This is a genomic window from Lysinibacillus sp. RC79 (genome assembly GCF_041262405.1).
Lineage (GTDB): Bacteria > Bacillota > Bacilli > Bacillales_A > Planococcaceae > Lysinibacillus.
In genome coordinates, this window is sequence record NZ_JBGCCD010000001.1 from 202614 (window position 1) to 221512 (window position 18899).

The 18899-nt window shown below is 37.6% G+C and carries 13 protein-coding genes and 1 other annotated feature; all 13 genes read left to right on the forward strand.

The annotated features are described in order from the left end of the window. The first annotated feature begins 17 nt into the window (after positions 1–17). Positions 18–2918, forward strand: a complete 2901-nt coding sequence (locus ABH968_RS00930) for a vWA domain-containing protein (RefSeq protein ID WP_370041716.1) — start codon at positions 18–20, stop codon at positions 2916–2918. A gap of 376 nt (positions 2919–3294) precedes the next feature. Further along, positions 3295–3480, forward strand: coding sequence for a hypothetical protein (locus ABH968_RS00935; protein ID WP_370041718.1), 186 nt, complete (start codon positions 3295–3297; stop codon positions 3478–3480). Positions 3481–4167: 687 nt separating this feature from the next. Beyond that, positions 4168–5532 (forward strand): glutamyl-tRNA reductase, encoded by a 1365-nt coding sequence (gene hemA / locus ABH968_RS00940; protein ID WP_370041720.1) that lies wholly within the window; start codon positions 4168–4170, stop codon positions 5530–5532. 482 nt (positions 5533–6014) lie between these two features. Further along, the gene (locus ABH968_RS00945; protein ID WP_370041722.1) at positions 6015–6842 is read left to right on the forward strand and encodes a cytochrome C assembly family protein; all 828 of its coding nucleotides are present in this window, start codon (positions 6015–6017) and stop codon (positions 6840–6842) included. Between the two features lie 18 nt (positions 6843–6860). Beyond that, the gene (gene hemC, locus ABH968_RS00950) at positions 6861–7793 is read left to right on the forward strand and encodes a hydroxymethylbilane synthase (protein WP_370041724.1); all 933 of its coding nucleotides are present in this window, start codon (positions 6861–6863) and stop codon (positions 7791–7793) included. After that, positions 7783–8544: a uroporphyrinogen-III synthase gene (locus tag ABH968_RS00955; protein WP_370041726.1), complete on the forward strand. Its 762-nt coding sequence runs from the start codon at positions 7783–7785 to the stop codon at positions 8542–8544. The genes hemC and ABH968_RS00955 overlap by 11 nt, the downstream gene beginning before the upstream one ends. Continuing rightward, entirely contained in the window at positions 8541–9521 is a 981-nt protein-coding gene (gene hemB / locus ABH968_RS00960; protein WP_370041728.1) for a porphobilinogen synthase, read from the forward strand. The genes ABH968_RS00955 and hemB overlap by 4 nt, the downstream gene beginning before the upstream one ends. Further along, positions 9522–10814 (forward strand): glutamate-1-semialdehyde 2,1-aminomutase, encoded by a 1293-nt coding sequence (hemL, locus tag ABH968_RS00965; RefSeq protein ID WP_370041730.1) that lies wholly within the window; start codon positions 9522–9524, stop codon positions 10812–10814. Between the two features lie 425 nt (positions 10815–11239). Further along, complete coding sequence (locus tag ABH968_RS00970) at positions 11240–11686, forward strand: SRPBCC family protein (RefSeq protein WP_370041732.1); 447 nt, start codon at positions 11240–11242, stop codon at positions 11684–11686. Positions 11687–11960: 274 nt separating this feature from the next. Next, complete coding sequence (locus ABH968_RS00975) at positions 11961–12719, forward strand: valyl-tRNA synthetase (RefSeq protein ID WP_370041734.1); 759 nt, start codon at positions 11961–11963, stop codon at positions 12717–12719. Positions 12720–12988: 269 nt separating this feature from the next. After that, positions 12989–13268: a binding site (T-box leader), on the forward strand. Positions 13269–13394: 126 nt separating this feature from the next. Next, on the forward strand, positions 13395–16040 hold the full coding sequence (locus ABH968_RS00980; protein WP_370041736.1) for a valine--tRNA ligase: 2646 nt from the start codon (positions 13395–13397) through the stop codon (positions 16038–16040). A 217-nt stretch (positions 16041–16257) separates the two neighbouring features. Continuing rightward, entirely contained in the window at positions 16258–17550 is a 1293-nt protein-coding gene (locus ABH968_RS00985; RefSeq protein WP_370041738.1) for a bifunctional folylpolyglutamate synthase/dihydrofolate synthase, read from the forward strand. Next, the gene (locus tag ABH968_RS00990) at positions 17547–18800 is read left to right on the forward strand and encodes a bifunctional folylpolyglutamate synthase/dihydrofolate synthase (protein ID WP_370041740.1); all 1254 of its coding nucleotides are present in this window, start codon (positions 17547–17549) and stop codon (positions 18798–18800) included. Before ABH968_RS00985 ends, ABH968_RS00990 begins: the two co-directional genes overlap by 4 nt. The last annotated feature ends 99 nt before the right edge of the window (positions 18801–18899 follow it).

The window sequence follows — 18899 nt, forward strand, 5'->3', positions numbered from 1 at the left end:
AAAGGACTGAAAAATAAATGACGTATGCCAAAAAAGCATTTCTATCCCTGCTTTGTTTCGTACTAGTCTTGATGACAGCAACTCCAGCTGTGACTAATGCCGCTACTACAATTAATGATGTACCAACAAATAATGGTAAATACAAAGCTATTTCATGGGCAGTCGATAATGATCTACTCTCATTGAATAGCGCTAATAACTTTTTACCTAATGATCAAATAACTGATCAAGAGCTTGTTGTAATGTTTGCAAAGCTTGATAAAAACTATGCATTAACATATAACGACAGTGTCGCTTATAACTTCTATAGTGATTTTTATTTACCATTTAATGGTACATACGCAACGGCCAATCGTTCGAAAGCTGTTACACGTGGACAATTTGCGCGTATATATGCTGCCTTTAAAGGCTTAGATTTAGATGAGCCTCAATCGGTTCAATATTTATACACAAATGATATTTCAACTGGAAGCACTGGTAAAAAGACATTTGCCGATTTCAATCCTTCTACAAAGCTAACTCGTGGAGATATTGCTGAATTTTTATATCGCGGTGTACAAAACGGTAACTTTGCTGTACTAGGATTAAAACGTGCTGCAACAGGTCGTGATAACGATAAAATCACATTACCTCCAGGATTCATGGGCTCAAACAACGCAGAATTCGAAGAGCCAAAGGATAATTCTAATGATTTTACTGGACCAGAGTATGTTAATAATGCTCTACAAAGTATTGATGTTGAAAAACCAGATTTAATTGCAAATGACCAAGATTCAACGCTCATTACTGTATCTTTAAAAGCTTGTAATGGTGATCCAATACCTGATGATAAATCTTATACATTCCGTGTAACATCATCATATGGTGCAAAAATTGTTGACACATCTGGTGAAGCCGTTCGTAATGTACAATCAGATGGCTCTACTGTCTCTGCGATTGTGATAGCACCAAAATTAACAAAATCTGTACGTGATACAATTACATTTGAGCTTATTAACAACACAGATCCGGGCATGAAATGTCTTGTAGGCGAAAAACTAAATGCACATGTCCGTTACTTACCTCAGCCGGAAATGCGCATTGATTATCAAGTGTATGATCCAGCAAACACGGATGATGACAATGGAAATGTCACACCTCCATATGTACCATATGAAAAATTACCTGAGTTCTTTACAGAAAACATTATTAACGTTCATTGGATTGATCCAGAAGAAAAACTATTTAGTATTGGACAGCAAACGAATGTGAATATTTTAGGAAATGTTGTAAATAAATATTTACAATATGGTGGCAGTGATAAAAATTACCCTGCATTAGGCTATGAAAATGCCATTTTACAGTTTGAGAACTATAATATTTCAGTTTGGTTATTCGAAACAATTATTCAAAAACGCTTGAAGGATTCTATTAATGATACGATTGAAATTATGTATATGATTTCAGATGATGGGCGTCCAATTTATCGTATTCAAGGAATTGATGATGCGATTGCCTCACAGGTTGAGAACATTAATCCAGTCGGTTCTATTATTCAACTTATGGGCTATTTGCCAGACGAAAAACAACTGACGCTTGAGCATTATGATAGTGTCATGAAAATTTATGCTATTTTCACAAACTTGAGTAACTATGATCGAACAGTATTATTAAAATACCAAGGTGGTAAATTGCTCGGTCAAGTAGAAGCCTATAAAAAACGAGTGGAAGCATTAAAGGAAAGTGCGGATGCGGCATCAAGACCGTCTGGTAAAGATCGTTATACAAAGGTAATGGTTACATTAGTAAGACCAGGTGGAGAAATTATTACTGACTATCAAGGAACAGTAAAAATTAAATTTGATGGTGTTGAGAAAACAGCTTCATTTGTTACAAATACTTCGGATTATTTAAATAACACAGGAAGCCCAGGGACAGCTGTAGCATACTTTGACTCAGTTATTTATGGGAAATCTAAAGCTGAAGCTACATTAGTTAATAAAATAGATCCTCGTTATGCAACAATATTGAAGGATTTAAAAGATAAAACAATTACAAAGGAAATTTTCACAAATCCTTACTTTAGTAAAAATTCTTGTTCTTTAGCAACAGAAGTCGCTTACGTAGTTGATTACTCTGCTTCCATGAAAGCTTCTGACCAAACAAATTATCGCGGTAAGAAAATGATGGAAGTAATCAATCAAATTAAAGCTAAAAATAATATTGTTATTGAAACAAATACAAAAGCTACTGTTCTTGGAGAGGGCAGTACAGACAACGTCTTGAAAAAAGATCTATATAAAGCATCGAAAGAGAAAGGTGCCACAGATATTTTTGCAGGTATAGATCTCGCTCTGTCTAAATTCTCCAATGATTCGAAAACCTCAAAATCTATAATTGTCGTATCCGATGGTAAAACAAGTAAATCGAAAATGACAAAAGTACTGAACGATGCAAAAAATAAAGGGGTTAAGGTTTACACTGTAAGTATGGGTAAAAAATCACAAGTCAATGATGCAATTTTAATGCAACTGGCTACTGAAACTGGTGGTACTTATTACCACGCTAACGATAACTTACAATTACATCAAGTTTTCCAAAAAATTATTGATTCAATTTTATGTAAAACTTCGTCGTCAAGTTGTGTGAATCCTGAAAATTTATTTGAAGAAGCGACAGTAACTTTACGCAAAGGCAATATTACAATGAATGCAAGAATTGATGGTAATTGTTCAAATGTTGCAAAGGTTAATGTACGATTCCCTTCTTTAAGTGGAGATGTGCAATTTGAATTGAATAAGCGTAGTGATAGTGTCTACATGCTAACAAAAACAGTTCAAACAATGCAGGACTTCAAAGTTAATAATGAGATTGAATTTGTAGCATACGATAAAGACGGTAAAATTATAGCTACAAAAACCGTGACAATCACAGATTAATAGATAAAATTGTATTTTTAAGCTGAACTAATTCTAACAATTAGTTCAGCTTTTTTTGATATTAGAAACTATAGCATTCACTAAAACGTGGGGTTGATTTCCGTTCCGGCTGGGCGCTTTGTCGCTGACGCTTCGCTTTCGCACAGAGCAAAGCTTCCTGGGGGCGTCCGATGAGCCGCTTCACTCGCGTTGCTCGCTCCAGGGTCTCATCTGTGACGCTGATCCCCGAGGAGTCGCCCAGCCTCCACTCCAATCAACTTATCCTCATCATACATTTTAAAAAATTTTTTATTCTAACTTTCGGTAATGAATTCTTCAATTAATAATTTTAATAAATTCGGGAAAATTACATAAAAATATTTTGAGGTGAAGACAAATGAACAGAACTGTTTATCCTCTTTTCTTAGTTTCATTTTATACATTTTGTTTAATAATATTACATGCATCTGCAAAGGATAAACTCAGTCCATATGAAGAAACATATCCTGAAATAGGATATAAATCGGTAGAAGAAGCAGCAGATGATTTTGAACAACAAGAAATATGTATTAAAAACTATTGAATTAAAAAATGGAAATATAGCAACCTATATGAATATTTTAGGTTTTAATGTACTTGTTTTCTATAGAGACAATTTGCAGTATATGATAAGTATTGATAAATGAGTTGCAATTAAAGTGACACCAAAAACTTTAGTAGACATAGCCAATTCTATTGATTATTAAATGGGAACGATAATTTTGATGTTCGACTTACAGAGGTTCGTTGAAATAATAAAGTGAAGCTAGCCTTGTTAAAAATAAATCAACAAATGCTATTTTTTTATAATTAAATAACAATGGGGCTGTTTTAAAATCTATTTAATAGTATATATTTTTTTATGCCCATTTTTATGATTGTAGCGGAGGGCTACTCGACTCCCGCGGGAAAGCGAGACAGACGAGACCCTGCACGGAGCGAAGCGGCTCGACGCTCGCCCGCAGGAAACGAGTAGCCTGTAGCGGAAATCATTGTCTTCTAATTAATAGAAGTAGATGAAGATGGTTAAACAATATATCCTAATTCTTTATAAAATTTCTGGACAAACAATAAATTTGAAACCGAACGTATAATTTGCTAAACTTAGATTATAATAATTCTAATGTAGATGAATTTCAGTTCTTCATGACATGTTCACAAATTATTGATGAACTATTGTCGAACTGTGCTATAATGGGATTTGTCAATTAGAACGTGAGAGGTGTTATTCATGCATACCATCGTAGTAGGCTTGAATTATAAAACGGCGCCAGTTGAGATTCGTGAAAAGTTATCATTCATAGAGAGTGAACTACCACAGGCAATGGAAGCGCTGCAAAAGCAAAAAAGTATATTAGAAAACGTTATTGTTTCGACATGTAACCGTACAGAAATATATGCAGTAGTTGATCAATTGCATACTGGACGCCATTTTGTTAAACAATTTTTAGCAAATTGGTTCGACCTGTCTGTGGAGACATTTTCTTCGTATTTAACAATTCGTGAAGAAGATCAGGCAATCGAACATTTATTCAAAGTGACAGCTGGAATTGATTCGATGGTACTTGGCGAAACACAAATTTTAGGACAAGTACGAAAAAGCTTCTTAAGTGGACAAGAGATTGGAACAACTGGAACGGTATACAATCAGCTATTTAAACAAGCAGTGACATTTGCGAAGCGTGCACATAATGAAACGGCTATCGGTGAAAACGCGGTATCTGTCTCTTATGCAGCAGTTGAATTAGCGAAGAAAATATTTGGATCTTTACAACGTAAACATGTAGCAATTTTAGGTGCAGGAAAAATGGGGGAACTTGCTATTGAGAACCTTTACGGTAGCGGTGTAGGAAAAGTAACCGTAATTAACCGTACGTTCGAAAAAGCAGAAAGTCTGGCAGCTAAATTTGACGGTGAAGCAAAATCTATGAAGGAACTACAATGTTCGTTATTAGAAGCGGATATTTTAATTACGTCTACAGGTGCAACAGATTATGTAATTGACTATGAATTGATGCAATTTGTTGAACGTTTGCGTAAAGGTAAACCATTATTTATGGTAGATATTGCAGTGCCACGTGATATCGATCCACGTGTTGGAGATTTACCAAATGTTTTCTTATATGATATAGATGATTTACAAGGCATCGTCGAAGCAAACTTAGCAGAACGTGAACGTGCTGCTGCTGATATTTCTTCGATGATTGGCAAAGAGGTTGTGCAATTTAAAGATTGGGTTGCGACTCTTGGCGTTGTCCCTGTCATCTCGGCTTTACGTAAAAAAGCGAATCATATTCAAGAAGAGACAATGATTAGTATCGAAAATAAAATGCCGGATTTAACGGATCGAGAACGTAAAATTTTAAGTAAGCATACAAAGTCTATTATTAATCAATTGTTAAAAGAACCAATTTTACAAGCTAAGGAAATGGCAAATTCACCAAAAGCAAATGAACAGTTACGTTTATTCCAACAAATTTTCGGTATTGAGGATGCTGTGGAAGCTGAAGTTACTGCGATGACAGAACAAGAGCTTGAACGCAAAGAGCGCTTACAGTCGTCACAATCTTCTACTGAACCAAAGTATTCTTTCTAACTTCTTTCAGCAAATCTCTTTTGTAGCGAAAGCAAAGCGTCAGCTACAGAAGTCTCCCACCTCTATAGGTGGTGAGATGAATGCAGGTTAAAGTTACTTTTCAGCGGGTGTCCAAACATCCGCTGAAAGAAGTTAAAGCCTCCGGCGGATGTCACAGAATCGGAAAGGAGTTCTTAAAGGAAGTTAGCCTAAAATCATCGCATCCATGCGATAACGGCTAACTGACCTGCATCGTGCAGGCCTAAGCACAAAGCCGATTCCGGACGCAATTATGCCAAGGCATAATTGATAGATGTCTATGTGTTCGCGGTGCAACTTTAGAAAAGTTGCCCTTCGAGCTTTTTTCCGCGAACGAGATTTTCTACTGATTTTTAAATGAGGCGTTTTCGTATCTGTATGGTAAACTAAGGATACGAAAACGTTTTTTTTTCTAGGCTAAAGTACACTACTTTAGCACTTTCAATATAAAGAAGGGATGTCTATTGGCTGATTTGACAATGACAAGGCTCTATGAAGTAATGATCGTCTTGTATGCGATCAGTCTAGTATTTTACTTTACTGATTACTTTTATAAGCAAATACGAGCAAGGCGAGTTGCTTTTTGGCTTGTTTCATTCGTATGGATAATACAAAGTGCCATTATTTTATTAACTTTTGTGGAAACGAAGCGTTTTCCGATTTTATCCTTGTCAGAAGGGATTCTCTTTTATTCCTGGCTGCTCGTGACATTGTCTATTATTTTGCACTGTATTGCACGAGTTGATCTACCGGTATTTATTATTAATATACTAGGATTTTTATTCGCTAGTATCTTTACTTTTATGCCGAAACGGCCGACAGGAGTAGTTAGTGATACTTTAATTTCGGAATTGCTTTTTATTCATATATCATTTGCCATTTTATCTTACGCAGCGTTTTCTTTAACATTTGTTTTTGCGATATTGTATTTAGTATTATATCGTTTGCTGAAAAAGAAAAAATGGTCACATTTATGGACAAGGTTGCCATCACTACAGCAGACGAGCAACTGGATGAATGTTTCATTTTACATTGGTATTCCAGTGTTATCTGTAAGTTTAGTTTTAGGGTTTGAATGGGCACTACTAACGCTAGAGAGTTTTTCAATTTTTGATGCGAAGATTATTGGGTCCTTTATTATTTTAATTTTGTATTGCTTTATATTGTATGTGAATCGTAAAGGTAAACTGACAGGGACAACTTATGCGTGGGTACATATATACGCTTACCTATTAGTTGTTGTTAACTTCTTTTTAGGAAGCAGTTTATCACGATTCCATTTATGGTATTAGAAGAGAGGTTGAAGACTGTTGAGAAAAATTATTGTAGGTTCTAGAAGAAGTAAGCTAGCTTTAACACAAACAAATTGGTTTATCAATGAGTTAAAAGCTGCTGGTGTTCCATTTGAATTTGAAGTGAAAGAAATTGTCACGAAAGGTGATCAAATTTTAGATGTGCAGCTATCTAAGGTTGGTGGTAAAGGGCTTTTCGTAAAAGAAATTGAACAAGCACTTTACGACAAAGAAATTGATTTTGCTGTTCATTCTATGAAGGATATGCCTGCAGTACTGCCTGAAGGATTAGTCATTGGCTGTATTCCACCACGTGAAGATGCGCGTGATGCATTTATTTCAAAAGGACATGTGAAATTTGCCGATCTTCCAGCAGGAGCTGTAGTTGGGACAAGTTCTCTTCGTCGCAGTGCTCAACTTTTAACAGTCCGTCCAGATATAGAAATTAAATGGATTCGTGGAAATGTAGATACACGCTTAGCTAAACTTGAAACTGATGAATACGATGCTATTATTTTAGCAGCAGCTGGACTAAAACGCCTTGGCTGGAGCGATGATGTAGTTACTGAGTTTTTATCTGTAGAGGATTGTCTACCAGCAGTAGCACAGGGTTCTCTAGGTATTGAATGCCGTGGAGACGATACGGAGCTATTAACGGAATTAGGCAAGTTAACAGATAGCCTAACATGGAAAGAAGCACATGCAGAACGTGCTTTCCTAGCGGCTATGGATGGTGGCTGCCAAGTACCTATCGCAGGATACGCAAAGTCTAACGGGGAAGAAATTACATTAACTGGTCTTGTTGCTGCACCAGATGCTTCAGTTGTTTATAAGGAAACGGTTGTGGGCACTAATGCGGAAGCAGTTGGGAAAGAGCTTGCTGAGATTTTAACAAAGCAAGGAGCCTTTGAATTAATTCAACGAGTAAAGGCAGAGCAAGATGCAAAATAATTTACCTTTAGAAGGTAAAACTATTATTTTGACAGGTACATCTAAGACGACAACAATAATAGATGACATTACAGCTTTAGGTGGCCATGCAGTAATTGCCCCATTGATTGAAACTTGCGAGCTGATTGATAGTAACGACGATGTGCAGTTAGAGTTTGCACGTCAATTTGAATGGCTCATTTTTACGAGTCAAAATGCGGTAGAAGCTTTTGCTAGCAAGATGCGCCGATTTAATGTAAATGCAGCGCATTTTCCAGGGAAAATTGCTTCTATTGGTACTAAAACTACTACAGCCTTAGAAAAGCTAGGATTCCATGTGAGCTTTATGCCTTCTATATTTAGTGCAGATGTATTTGTTCAAGAATTTCCTAATGTAGCAGGTAGCAATCCTACGTGTCTATTTATTCGTGGAGAAAAAGCGAAAAAGACATTAAAGGAAGGGCTACCCTTTAAATTGAAGGAATGGACAGTTTATGAAACGATTGAGCGACATGATCAAATACAATTAATGATTGAATGTATCTGTGCGAATAGTGATGTCACAGTGATTTTTGCTAGCCCTTCCGCGGTTGATGTCTACGCCAAGGATGTAGCTTCGGTAGTTGGTTGGAGGGCAGTGCGTGTAGCAGTAATCGGTCATATTACAGAAGCAGCTATTTTAAATCACGGTGCTATTGTAGATGTTATGCCGAGCGTATATACAATGCAAGCAGTTATCGAGGAAATAACGAAAGTAGGAGAAAGAAAATGACAAAATTACAATTTCAGAGACATCGTCGTTTGCGTGCAAACGTTGCTATACGATCAATGGTAAAAGAAACATACTTACACAAAGAGGACTTAATTTATCCAATTTTCGTAATGGAAGGCGAAAATATTAAAAACGAAGTATCTTCTATGCCGGGAGTTTTTCAATTTTCATTAGATAAACTTGAAGCTGAGATTGATGAAGTTGTTGCTTTAGGTATTCCTGCGGTTATTTTATTTGGCTTACCTGCAGAAAAAGATGCAGTCGGAACTGGTGCATTCCATGATCATGGTATTGTGCAAGAAGCAACACGACTTATTAAAGCTCGCTACCCAGAGCTTTTAGTTATTGCAGATACATGCTTATGTGAATTTACAGATCATGGTCACTGTGGCTTAATTGAAGGCGATCAAATTTTAAATGATCCTTCATTAGATGTTTTAGCACGTACAGCAGTATCACAAGCAAAAGCTGGTGCGGATATCATCGCTCCTTCCAATATGATGGATGGTTTTGTGGCAGCGATTCGTGCAGGACTAGATGAAGCAGGCTTTGAAAATGTTCCGATTATGTCATATGCCGTAAAATATGCATCTAGCTACTATGGTCCATTCCGAGAAGCGGCTGATGGTGCGCCTCAATTTGGTGATCGTAAATCATACCAAATGGATCCATCGAATCGTATGGAGGCATTCCGTGAAGCAGAGTCGGATATTGCAGAAGGTGCAGATTTCTTAATCGTTAAGCCAGCTCTAAGTTATTTAGATATTATTCGTGATGTAAAAAATAACTTTACATTACCGATTGTTGCATACAACGTTTCTGGTGAATATGCAATGATTAAAGCAGCGGCTATTAATGGCTGGATTGAAGAGAAAAAAGTAGTGCTTGAAACGTTACTTAGCATGAAACGTGCAGGCTCAGATTTAATCATTACGTATCATGCTAAAGATGTTGCACGTTGGTTGGAGGAGAAATAAATGACGCGTTCTTACGAAAAATCAAAACAAGCTTATGCTGAAGCAATTAACTTAATGCCAGGTGGCGTTAGTAGCCCAGTACGTGCATTCAAATCCGTAAATATGGATCCAATTTTCATGGAGTCTGGTCACGGTGCTATTATTAAAGACATCGATGGCAATGAATATATTGATTATGTATTATCATGGGGACCTCTTATTTTAGGTCATACGCATCCAGAAGTTGTAAAAGCAATTGCAGAAACAGCAGCGAAAGGCTCTTCGTTTGGAGCACCGAGCTATACAGAAAATCGATTAGCTAAATTAGTATTAGATCGACTTCCTGGTATGGAAATGATTCGCTTCGTGTCTTCTGGGACAGAGGCTACGATGTCTGCTTTACGCGTAGCTCGTGGTGTTACAGGACGTGATAAAATTTTGAAATTTGAGGGTTCTTATCATGGTCATGGAGATTCCTTACTTATTAAAGCAGGCTCAGGGGTAGCTACATTAGGCTTACCTGACAGTCCTGGTGTCCCAGCGGATATTGCACGTAATACGTTAACAGTAGCGTACAATGACTTAGAAGGGGCAAAACTAATTTTCGAAAAGTTTGGTTCAGAGCTTGCAGCAGTAATTGTTGAGCCAGTTGCAGGAAATATGGGCGTTGTACCTCCACAACCAGGCTTCCTACAAGGTTTACGTGAATTAACAAAGGAACATGGATCATTGTTGATTTTTGATGAAGTTATGACAGGCTTCCGTGTTGACTATGGCTGTGCACAAGGTTATTTTGATGTAACACCAGATATGACAACATTAGGAAAAGTAATTGGCGGTGGACTTCCTGTTGGTGCATTTGCAGGGAAAAAGGAAATTATGGAGCAGGTAGCACCAGCTGGTCCAATCTATCAAGCTGGAACATTGTCAGGGAATCCATTAGCAATGACAGCAGGCTATGAAACATTATCTCGCCTTGATAATAGCTCTTATGAATACTTCAAAAAGCTAGGAGATCAATTAGAGGCTGGTTTCCGTGAAGCAGCAACGAAATACAATATTCCACATACTGTGAATCGTGCTGGTTCAATGATAGGTTTCTTCTTTACGAATGAAGATGTTATTGATTTTGATTCAGCAAAAACGTCTGATTTGCAATTATTTGCTGAATACTTCCGTCTAATGGCAGAGGAAGGTATTTTCTTACCGCCATCTCAATTTGAAGGTTTGTTTATTTCCACTGCACATACGGAGGAGCATATCGCAAAAACGGTTGATGCCTTCCATAAAGTGTTTGCACAATTAGCAAGATAACAGGTTGATACAAAATAGCATGCTAGAAGTATTTTCTGGTATGCTATTTTTTTGTTGTTAAAGTAATGCAATATGCCTTTATCTGCAATGGCTTATATTTTTACGGTTCATCACCAAAAGTTTTGGATGACTTTTGGTAAAACGTCTACTATGTAAATAAGTTGATTGGAGTGGAGGCTGGGCGACTCCTTGGGGATTAGCAATAGAGGAACGAAGGCTAAAACCATCACAGACAAAGCGCCCAGTCGGAACGGAAATCAACCACACGTTTTGGTGATGATCCATTTTTACCCGTTAAATGACAATGAATGTATGATCGTTACCGCTTTAAAAAATTTTATTAAAATTATAACTTTCAGCATAGCCAAATCGTGGGCAAAATCGTATATAATATAGCTATTCGTAAAAGAAAGTAGTGAATTGATATGGCAACTGGCACACATATGGTCGAAGTACCCGTAGGAATTGAAAATGTATGGGATTTCGTCAGTGATATGGAAAAATGGGCAAAGCTTGTCCCAGGTTATAATGCACATGAAATGATTGATGAAAAACATTCAAATTGGACGTTTAAAGGCAATGTTGGTGTACTGAAAAAAACAGTACAAGTAGAGATTACTATCTTAGAATGGGCAGCGCCTACAAAAGTAACATTCGAATTAAAAGGACTTTCTGACAACTTTTCAGGAAACGGTTATTTCCAAGCAGAAAGTATTGATGCAGAAAATACAAAGATGACAGGCTTCTTAGAAGTAACAGCGGGAGGATTAGCTGGTCCTATTTTAAATCCAATCTTTAAGCCGATCGTACCAAAAGCAACACAAATGTTAACAGATCGTGTGGCAAATAAAATTAAATTGGTGAATGTATAATTCTGCTGTTGTAACAACAGTAAAAAGGCATGCTAGAAGGTTTCTAGTATGCCTTTTTTTAGGCTCATCATCATAACGTGTGGTTGATTTCCGTCGCCAAGGCGAAATTGATTAATCAACCTTTAGCATACTATCCTTCGGAGCTTCATATGATGCAAGGGGAGGGATTATTATCGAACACAAAACTTGGAATATGAGTGAAACTTTTTGTTTTCCTGGTTATGGCTGCCCAACGGAAATAGCAGCTGTACAAATTAAGCCGCGATGGCAGACAATGCAGTTAGAAGATTCTCTACGATTAATGGGTATTTATCATATCACAGCACATGTTCGCTTTGATTTTCAAGACATGCAAGCTTTCCTGGATGATGAAGAATTAGTACAAATCGATGCGCTAGATATTCAAGGGGATACTGGTTATTTTGAGTATGCAGTTCCTTTAAATGTGGATTTACCAACGGATGCAGCTATTGAAGATTTAATGGTAAAGGATATTCGGCCTATATTGACTAATCAGATGTGTCAGCTCGAATGGACAGTTACAAGTGTGTTTAATGAGCTTGAGCCAGCATTTGAAAAAGCTCATGTTTTAGAAAAACAGCCTGTCACTGTCAATGCCTCAGCTCAAATAGAGAAGATTGCTCATATAGGAGAAACGACACAGGTAAAACAACCTGCAGCTGTAGTAGCTTCAATTCAAGAAGAAAAACCTGCACCTGTAGTGGCCTCAGTACAAAAACCAGCAGTAGTAGCTTCAACACAAGAAGAAAAATCAACAACATCCATAAAAGAGGAAAAATCAAAGGTCGTAACATTTGCAGCACCAAAGGAAAAGTCTGAAGCTGTAGTGGCTTCAGACAAAAAAGAAAAACCTGCACCAGTTGAGCAAAAAACAGTGTTGAGGGAATCCTCAAGTCATATTGTAGTCCGTGAATCCAGCTCCTGGCATGAAGTTCCATCGATGATTTGGGATTTAACGGAGGACTATACACCGCTAAAGGTTCGTGTTTCAAATGACATCACTCAAAAGTAAATAGCATAGAAGTAGCAGGAGCAATAAGATGATAAAATCTCCAGATGTTGGAATGATGATGACACGTATAAACTGAAAAACACAAATAGGTACAATTATCGTTTTGCAATAAAAACGAAATTGTCGTAACCATGGTGGTAAAAGCCAAGGATTATACTTACGTCGTCGCATTTGAATTTTCACTTCCTTTTCTAGTAGTGCTTCCTAAAAAATGACTAAATCACTTGAAAAAATGCACGATTTTGCGGTACAATGTGAAAAAGTCGAATATAGATGCTATGACAGGGAAGAGTAAATTATTAGTACATTTTAAGAGAGGAAACGGTAGCTGAAAAGTTTCTATTTGTACCTAATTGAATGTAGCCCTCGAGCAGCTTTAGTGAACTAACAGTAGTTAAAGCCGGTTAAACACCGTTACCGAATTGAGAGCCAGTAGTAAAAGGTTTAAGCAAGTAGTACATTTTTTTTCTGATGAAATGTGTGACAGCTTAACTCGCCTCTGCTGGAATTAAAGGTGGTACCGCGAACTTAAACTCCTTCGTCCTTTTAGACGTTAGGAGTTTTTTTTATTTTCATTAATCTTCTGGTAAATGTGCCTCTACCTGAGACATAAAAACAGAACGATTGGTACGATCTCACACCGGTAAAATTAATAAATCAACAGGAGGAGTCAAAATGACAGAAAACATTTCAATGCCTACAAAATATGATCCGCAGTCCATTGAAGCGGGTCGTTATGAATGGTGGTTACAAGGGAAATTTTTTGAGGCGCAGCCTACAAGTGAAAAGGAGCCTTATTCTATCGTTATTCCACCACCGAATGTAACAGGTAGACTACATCTTGGCCATGCTTGGGATACAACATTACAAGATATTTTAATTCGTATGAAGCGCATGCAAGGTTATGATGCACTTTGGTTACCAGGAATGGACCATGCAGGTATTGCGACACAAGCAAAAGTAGAAGCAAAACTACGAGAAGATAATATTACACGTTATGATTTAGGTCGTGAAAAATTCCTCGAAAAAACATGGGAATGGAAAGAAGAGTATGCTGGGCATATTCGTGATCAATGGGCGAAGCTTGGTCTTGGATTAGATTATTCTCGTGAGCGTTTCACACTCGACCAAGGTCTTTCTGATGCAGTTAAAACTGTTTTCGTTCAATTATATGAAAAAGGTTTAATTTATCGTGGCGAACGCATTATTAACTGGGATCCTGCTGCAAAAACAGCATTATCAGATATTGAAGTTATTTATCAAGATGTTCAAGGTGCATTCTATCATATGAAGTACCCATTAGCTGATGGCTCAGGATATGTGGAAGTTGCGACTACACGTCCTGAAACAATGCTAGGAGACTCTGGGGTAGCCGTTCACCCGAAAGATGAGCGCTATCAACACTTAATCGGTAAAACAGTTATTTTACCAATCGTAGGCCGTGAAATTCCTATCGTAGCAGATGACTACGTAGAAATGGAATTTGGTACTGGGGTTGTAAAAATGACACCAGCACACGATCCTAACGACTTTGAGGTTGGTAACCGCCACAACCTAGAACGCATTCTTGTCATGAATGAAGATGGTACAATGAACGAACTTGCTGGCAAGTATAACGGTATGGATCGCTTTGAATGCCGTAAGCAAATTGTAGCTGATTTACAAGAAGCGGGCGTGCTTATCCGTATTGAAGAGCATACACATTCAGTAGGTCACTCTGAACGTTCTGGTGCTGTTGTAGAACCATATCTTTCAGCACAGTGGTTCGTAAATATGCAACCACTCGCTGATGCTTCACTTGCTCTTCAAAAAGATGAAGAAGGGCAAGTAAACTTCGTACCATCTCGTTTCGAAAACACATATTCTCGCTGGATGGAAAACATTCGCGACTGGTGTATCTCTCGCCAGTTATGGTGGGGTCATCAAATCCCAGCTTGGTATCACAATGAAACAGGTGAAATTTACGTAGGAAAAGAAGCACCAGCAGATGCAGAAAATTGGACACAAGATGAAGACGTATTAGATACATGGTTCTCGTCAGCACTATGGCCATTTTCTACAATGGGTTGGCCAGATGAGACAAACGAAGAATATAAACGTTACTATCCAACAAGCACACTTGTAACTGGTTATGATATTATTTTCTTCTGGGTTTCTCGAATGATCTTCCAAGGTCTTGAATTTACAGGTCAGCGCCCATTCAAAGATGTATTAATTCACGGTTTAGTACGTGATGGTGAGGGGCGTAAGATGAGTAAATCACTTGGCAATGGTGTAGACCCTATGGACGTTATTGATCAATATGGTGCCGACTCATTACGTTACTTCTTAGCTACTGGATCTTCACCTGGTCAAGATTTACGCTATACAACTGAAAAAGTAGAAGCAATTTGGAACTTCTCTAACAAAATTTGGAATGCCTCTCGTTTTGCTTTGATGAACATGGAAGGTATGACATTTGATGAAATCGACTTAACTGGTGAAAAATCAGTTGCCGATAAATGGATTCTAACTCGCTTAAATGAAACAATTGAACGTGTAACATCTCTTGCAGAACGCTACGAATTTGGCGAAGTTGGCCGCGAGCTTTATAACTTCATTTGGGATGATTTCTGCTCTTGGTATATTGAAATGGCGAAATTACCGTTATACGGTGAAGACGAAGCAGCTAAGAAAACAACTCGTTCTATTTTAGCTTACGTTTTAGATCAAACTATGCGTCTATTACATCCATTCATGCCATTCATTACAGAAGAAATCTGGCAGCACTTACCTCATGAAGGTGAATCAATCACAGTGGCAGCATGGCCAACTGTACGTACGGAGCTTCATTTTGCAGAGGAAGCGGACAATATGAAGCTCCTAATGGATATTATACGTTCAGTACGTAATATTCGTGCGGAAGTAAATACACCTATGAGCAAAAAAGTGCCGCTATATATTTCAGCGAAGGATGCTGCAACGGCTACAGTACTTGAAGCCAATAAAGCATATTTAGAAAAATTCTGTAATCCAGAAACGCTAACAATTGGAGAAAGTTTAGAAGCTCCTGGTCAGTCAATGACAGCAGTAGTTACTGGAGCTGAGCTATTCCTACCGCTTGTTGGACTAATTAATCTAGAAGAAGAAATTGCTCGTCTTGAAAAAGAATTAGAGAAATGGGCAAAAGAAGTCAAACTTGTAACTGGTAAGTTATCGAATGAGAAATTCGTGTCCAAAGCGCCAGAAGCATTAGTGAATGCAGAACGTGAAAAATTAGCCGATTACGAAAGTAAACATTCGGTTGTATTAAAACGTTTAGAAGAACTGAAAAATATGTAACCTTTGGACAGCGGATGGCGAAAGTCATCCGCTGTTTTTTATCTTCATCTTGCAAATGTTTTTTGTAGCGACAGCATACCAAGGCGAAATTGATTTTATATGCAACTGTGTTTTTTTTAGCTTTCATTCGTAGTACAAGAATTTTTTTCGAAATGTATGTGTATCAGGCGCTACTTATACTAAAATAGAGATATTGTAGTAAGAGGGAGTGTTTCTTTTGTTTAAAACGATGAAAGAATGTACAGATTTTATTTTTACGTTAAAGGCAGTTGATCATAAACGTGCACCGCTCGTATTGATGCGAGAGGTATTAGCACTTCTTAATAACCCACAGGATAGGTTACGAGCTATCCATTTAGCAGGCTCAAATGGAAAGGGATCAACAGTGAATGCGCTAAGAGAAATGTTACAACATGCTGGGTATAAAGTTGGCGCCTTTACTTCACCCCATTTAGAGCGTGTTAATGAACGTATGACTATTAATGGAATTCAAATTTCTGATGAACAATTTTTACACTATATGAACAAAATTGCTGAGATAATTGAGACACATTATGAAGGTGACTTTCCGAGCTTTTTTGAAGTTGTAACACTTATTATGTTCCAACATTTTGCGGATCAAGAAGTGGATATTGCGCTGATTGAAACAGGACTGGGTGGACGTTTAGACGCTACGAATGTCATTACGCCCCTAATTTCAATTATTACAACGATTTCACTAGAACATACTGCGTTTTTAGGAGATACATTAGCAAAGGTAGCGTTTGAGAAGGCGGGCATTATTAAAGAAAATATACCTGTTGTAGTGGGTGTTAAAAGTGAGGAGGCACTTACTGTTATCGAGGAGGTAGCAAATGAGCGTCATGCCTCATGTCTTGTTTTAGGGAAGGACTTTACGGTTGAACACATTGAACAAGGTACTAATATACAGCACTTTAATTACCGAAAAGCAAATGTGGAGATGGTAGCTGTCCCATTAAAAATGGCTGGGCCGCATCAAATAAATAATGCAAGCCTTGCGATTACAGTAACCCTGACGTTAAGAGAGAATGGAGCCATTGACATTTCAGATGAATCAATTCGTCAAGCTTTGACAAAAGCTCAGTGGGCAGGCCGTTTTGAGCAATTACCGGCCAATATTATATTAGACGGAGCACATAATTCTGAAGGAACTGCTGCACTAATTCAAACACTTAAAACGGTCTATCCACATCAAAACTATCGATTTATATATGCAGCATTATCGGATAAAGATCATGCGAAAAGTATTGCTTTAATGGATAGTGTTGCTACATCAATTGCATTTACACAAATTGAGCTCCCGAATGCTATGCCTGCTGATCAATTAGCTGCATTATCTACAAATACGAACAAAATGTATAATGCGGATTGGCGTGAAATGGTTCAAACGATGCTGCATCAAAGAAATGATGAAGATGTTATCGTCATTACAGGCTCATTGTATTTTATAGCTGAAATACGACAATGGCTACAGGGGGAACAACGATGATCCCGAAATTGAATAACTACAAGGAAAAGTGGAACGTTCAGAGTGATGATGTTATTAAACCTGGTCTAACAGCGATTGAAGAGGCATTGGCACGAGTAGGTAATCCAGAAAACAAATTGCAAGTCGTGCATTTAGCAGGGACTAACGGTAAAGGCTCTACACTTACATTTCTAGAATCTATCGCCAAAGAACATGGCTTACGTGTTGGTAAATTTATGTCTCCTTGTATTGTGGACGTGCATGACCAAATTCAAGTAGAGGGTCAAGCTATTTCAGAAGAGGAAATGAATGATGTATTCCAAAAAATGCAGGCAGCCGGACTAAGTGGGAAACTAACAGATTTTGAACTGTTAACTGTTGCAACATTTTTACATTTTGTTGCTAGTAATGTAGATATTGCGCTTATTGAAGCAGGTATGGGGGGCTTACTCGATAGTACGAATGTGGTTACACCAATTGTGTCAATCATACCGAGTATCGCATTAGAGCATACGAATTATTTAGGAAATACGATTGAAAGTATTGCCTATCATAAAGCAGGAATTATTAAGCCATATCGTCCAGTTATTATCGGTGATCTACCGTTAGAAGCGAAGAATATAGTCTATCAGGAAGCTCAAAAAAAACATTCATCCGTTTTTGAGCTAAATCATCAATTTTATGTGGAACAAGAGAATGATGGAGAGAGCTATGGGCATAATGACAACGGCTCCCGTATAACAAAGCTTACACGCACAATGAAGGGAGCTCATCAGGCGAATAATATGGCACTAGCTATTACAGCCTTTTTTGAAGTGGTGACCTCATTGCAGTTACAAGTTAGTAAAGAAGCTATTCAAAAAGCTGTGAAAAACGCAACCATTTTAGGACGTTTTGAAGAAATTATGCCTTATATTTTTTTAGACGGTGCGCATAATCCAGCGAGTGCTGAGAAATTAATAGAAACGATTAAGCAGGAGTTCCCAGATGAGCAGATTACGTTTGTAATGGGTATTCTTGCTGATAAGGCTGTAAAAGAGATTTTGCAACTACTTGAGCAGGTAAGTGATTGTTTTTACTTTGTTGATTTCAATAATCCCCGTGCGATGGCTGCTCACGACATGCTTGAGCTGTCCAACGCCTCTCATAAAACAGTTTTAGAAGATTATGTGCAATTTTTAAAACTACAGTCAGAAAGTAAATCGAGAACTATTGTATCGGGTTCGTTGTATTTATTAACGGAAGTACGTAGTAGATTAAAAAATATTTAACATATAGTTGTTCGGAAAATATATTTACAATAAAGAATCAGGTACTCATTAAAAAATGAGTCCTGATTTTTTTATTTAGTGTGAAAAATAATTTATACG

Bases quoted from the DNA above. Each gene is read 5' to 3' on its own strand.
- ABH968_RS00930 (WP_370041716.1), top strand. From the start codon at position 18: ATGACGTATGCCAAAAAAGCATTTCTATCCCTGCTTTGTTTCGTACTA.
- ABH968_RS00935 (WP_370041718.1), top strand. From the start codon at position 3,295: ATGAACAGAACTGTTTATCCTCTTTTCTTAGTTTCATTTTATACATTT.
- hemA (WP_370041720.1), top strand. From the start codon at position 4,168: ATGCATACCATCGTAGTAGGCTTGAATTATAAAACGGCGCCAGTTGAG.
- ABH968_RS00955 (WP_370041726.1), top strand. From the start codon at position 7,783: ATGCAAAATAATTTACCTTTAGAAGGTAAAACTATTATTTTGACAGGT.
- hemB (WP_370041728.1), top strand. From the start codon at position 8,541: ATGACAAAATTACAATTTCAGAGACATCGTCGTTTGCGTGCAAACGTT.
- hemL (WP_370041730.1), top strand. From the start codon at position 9,522: ATGACGCGTTCTTACGAAAAATCAAAACAAGCTTATGCTGAAGCAATT.
- ABH968_RS00970 (WP_370041732.1), top strand. From the start codon at position 11,240: ATGGCAACTGGCACACATATGGTCGAAGTACCCGTAGGAATTGAAAAT.
- ABH968_RS00975 (WP_370041734.1), top strand. From the start codon at position 11,961: ATGCAGTTAGAAGATTCTCTACGATTAATGGGTATTTATCATATCACA.
- ABH968_RS00980 (WP_370041736.1), top strand. From the start codon at position 13,395: ATGACAGAAAACATTTCAATGCCTACAAAATATGATCCGCAGTCCATT.
- ABH968_RS00990 (WP_370041740.1), top strand. From the start codon at position 17,547: ATGATCCCGAAATTGAATAACTACAAGGAAAAGTGGAACGTTCAGAGT.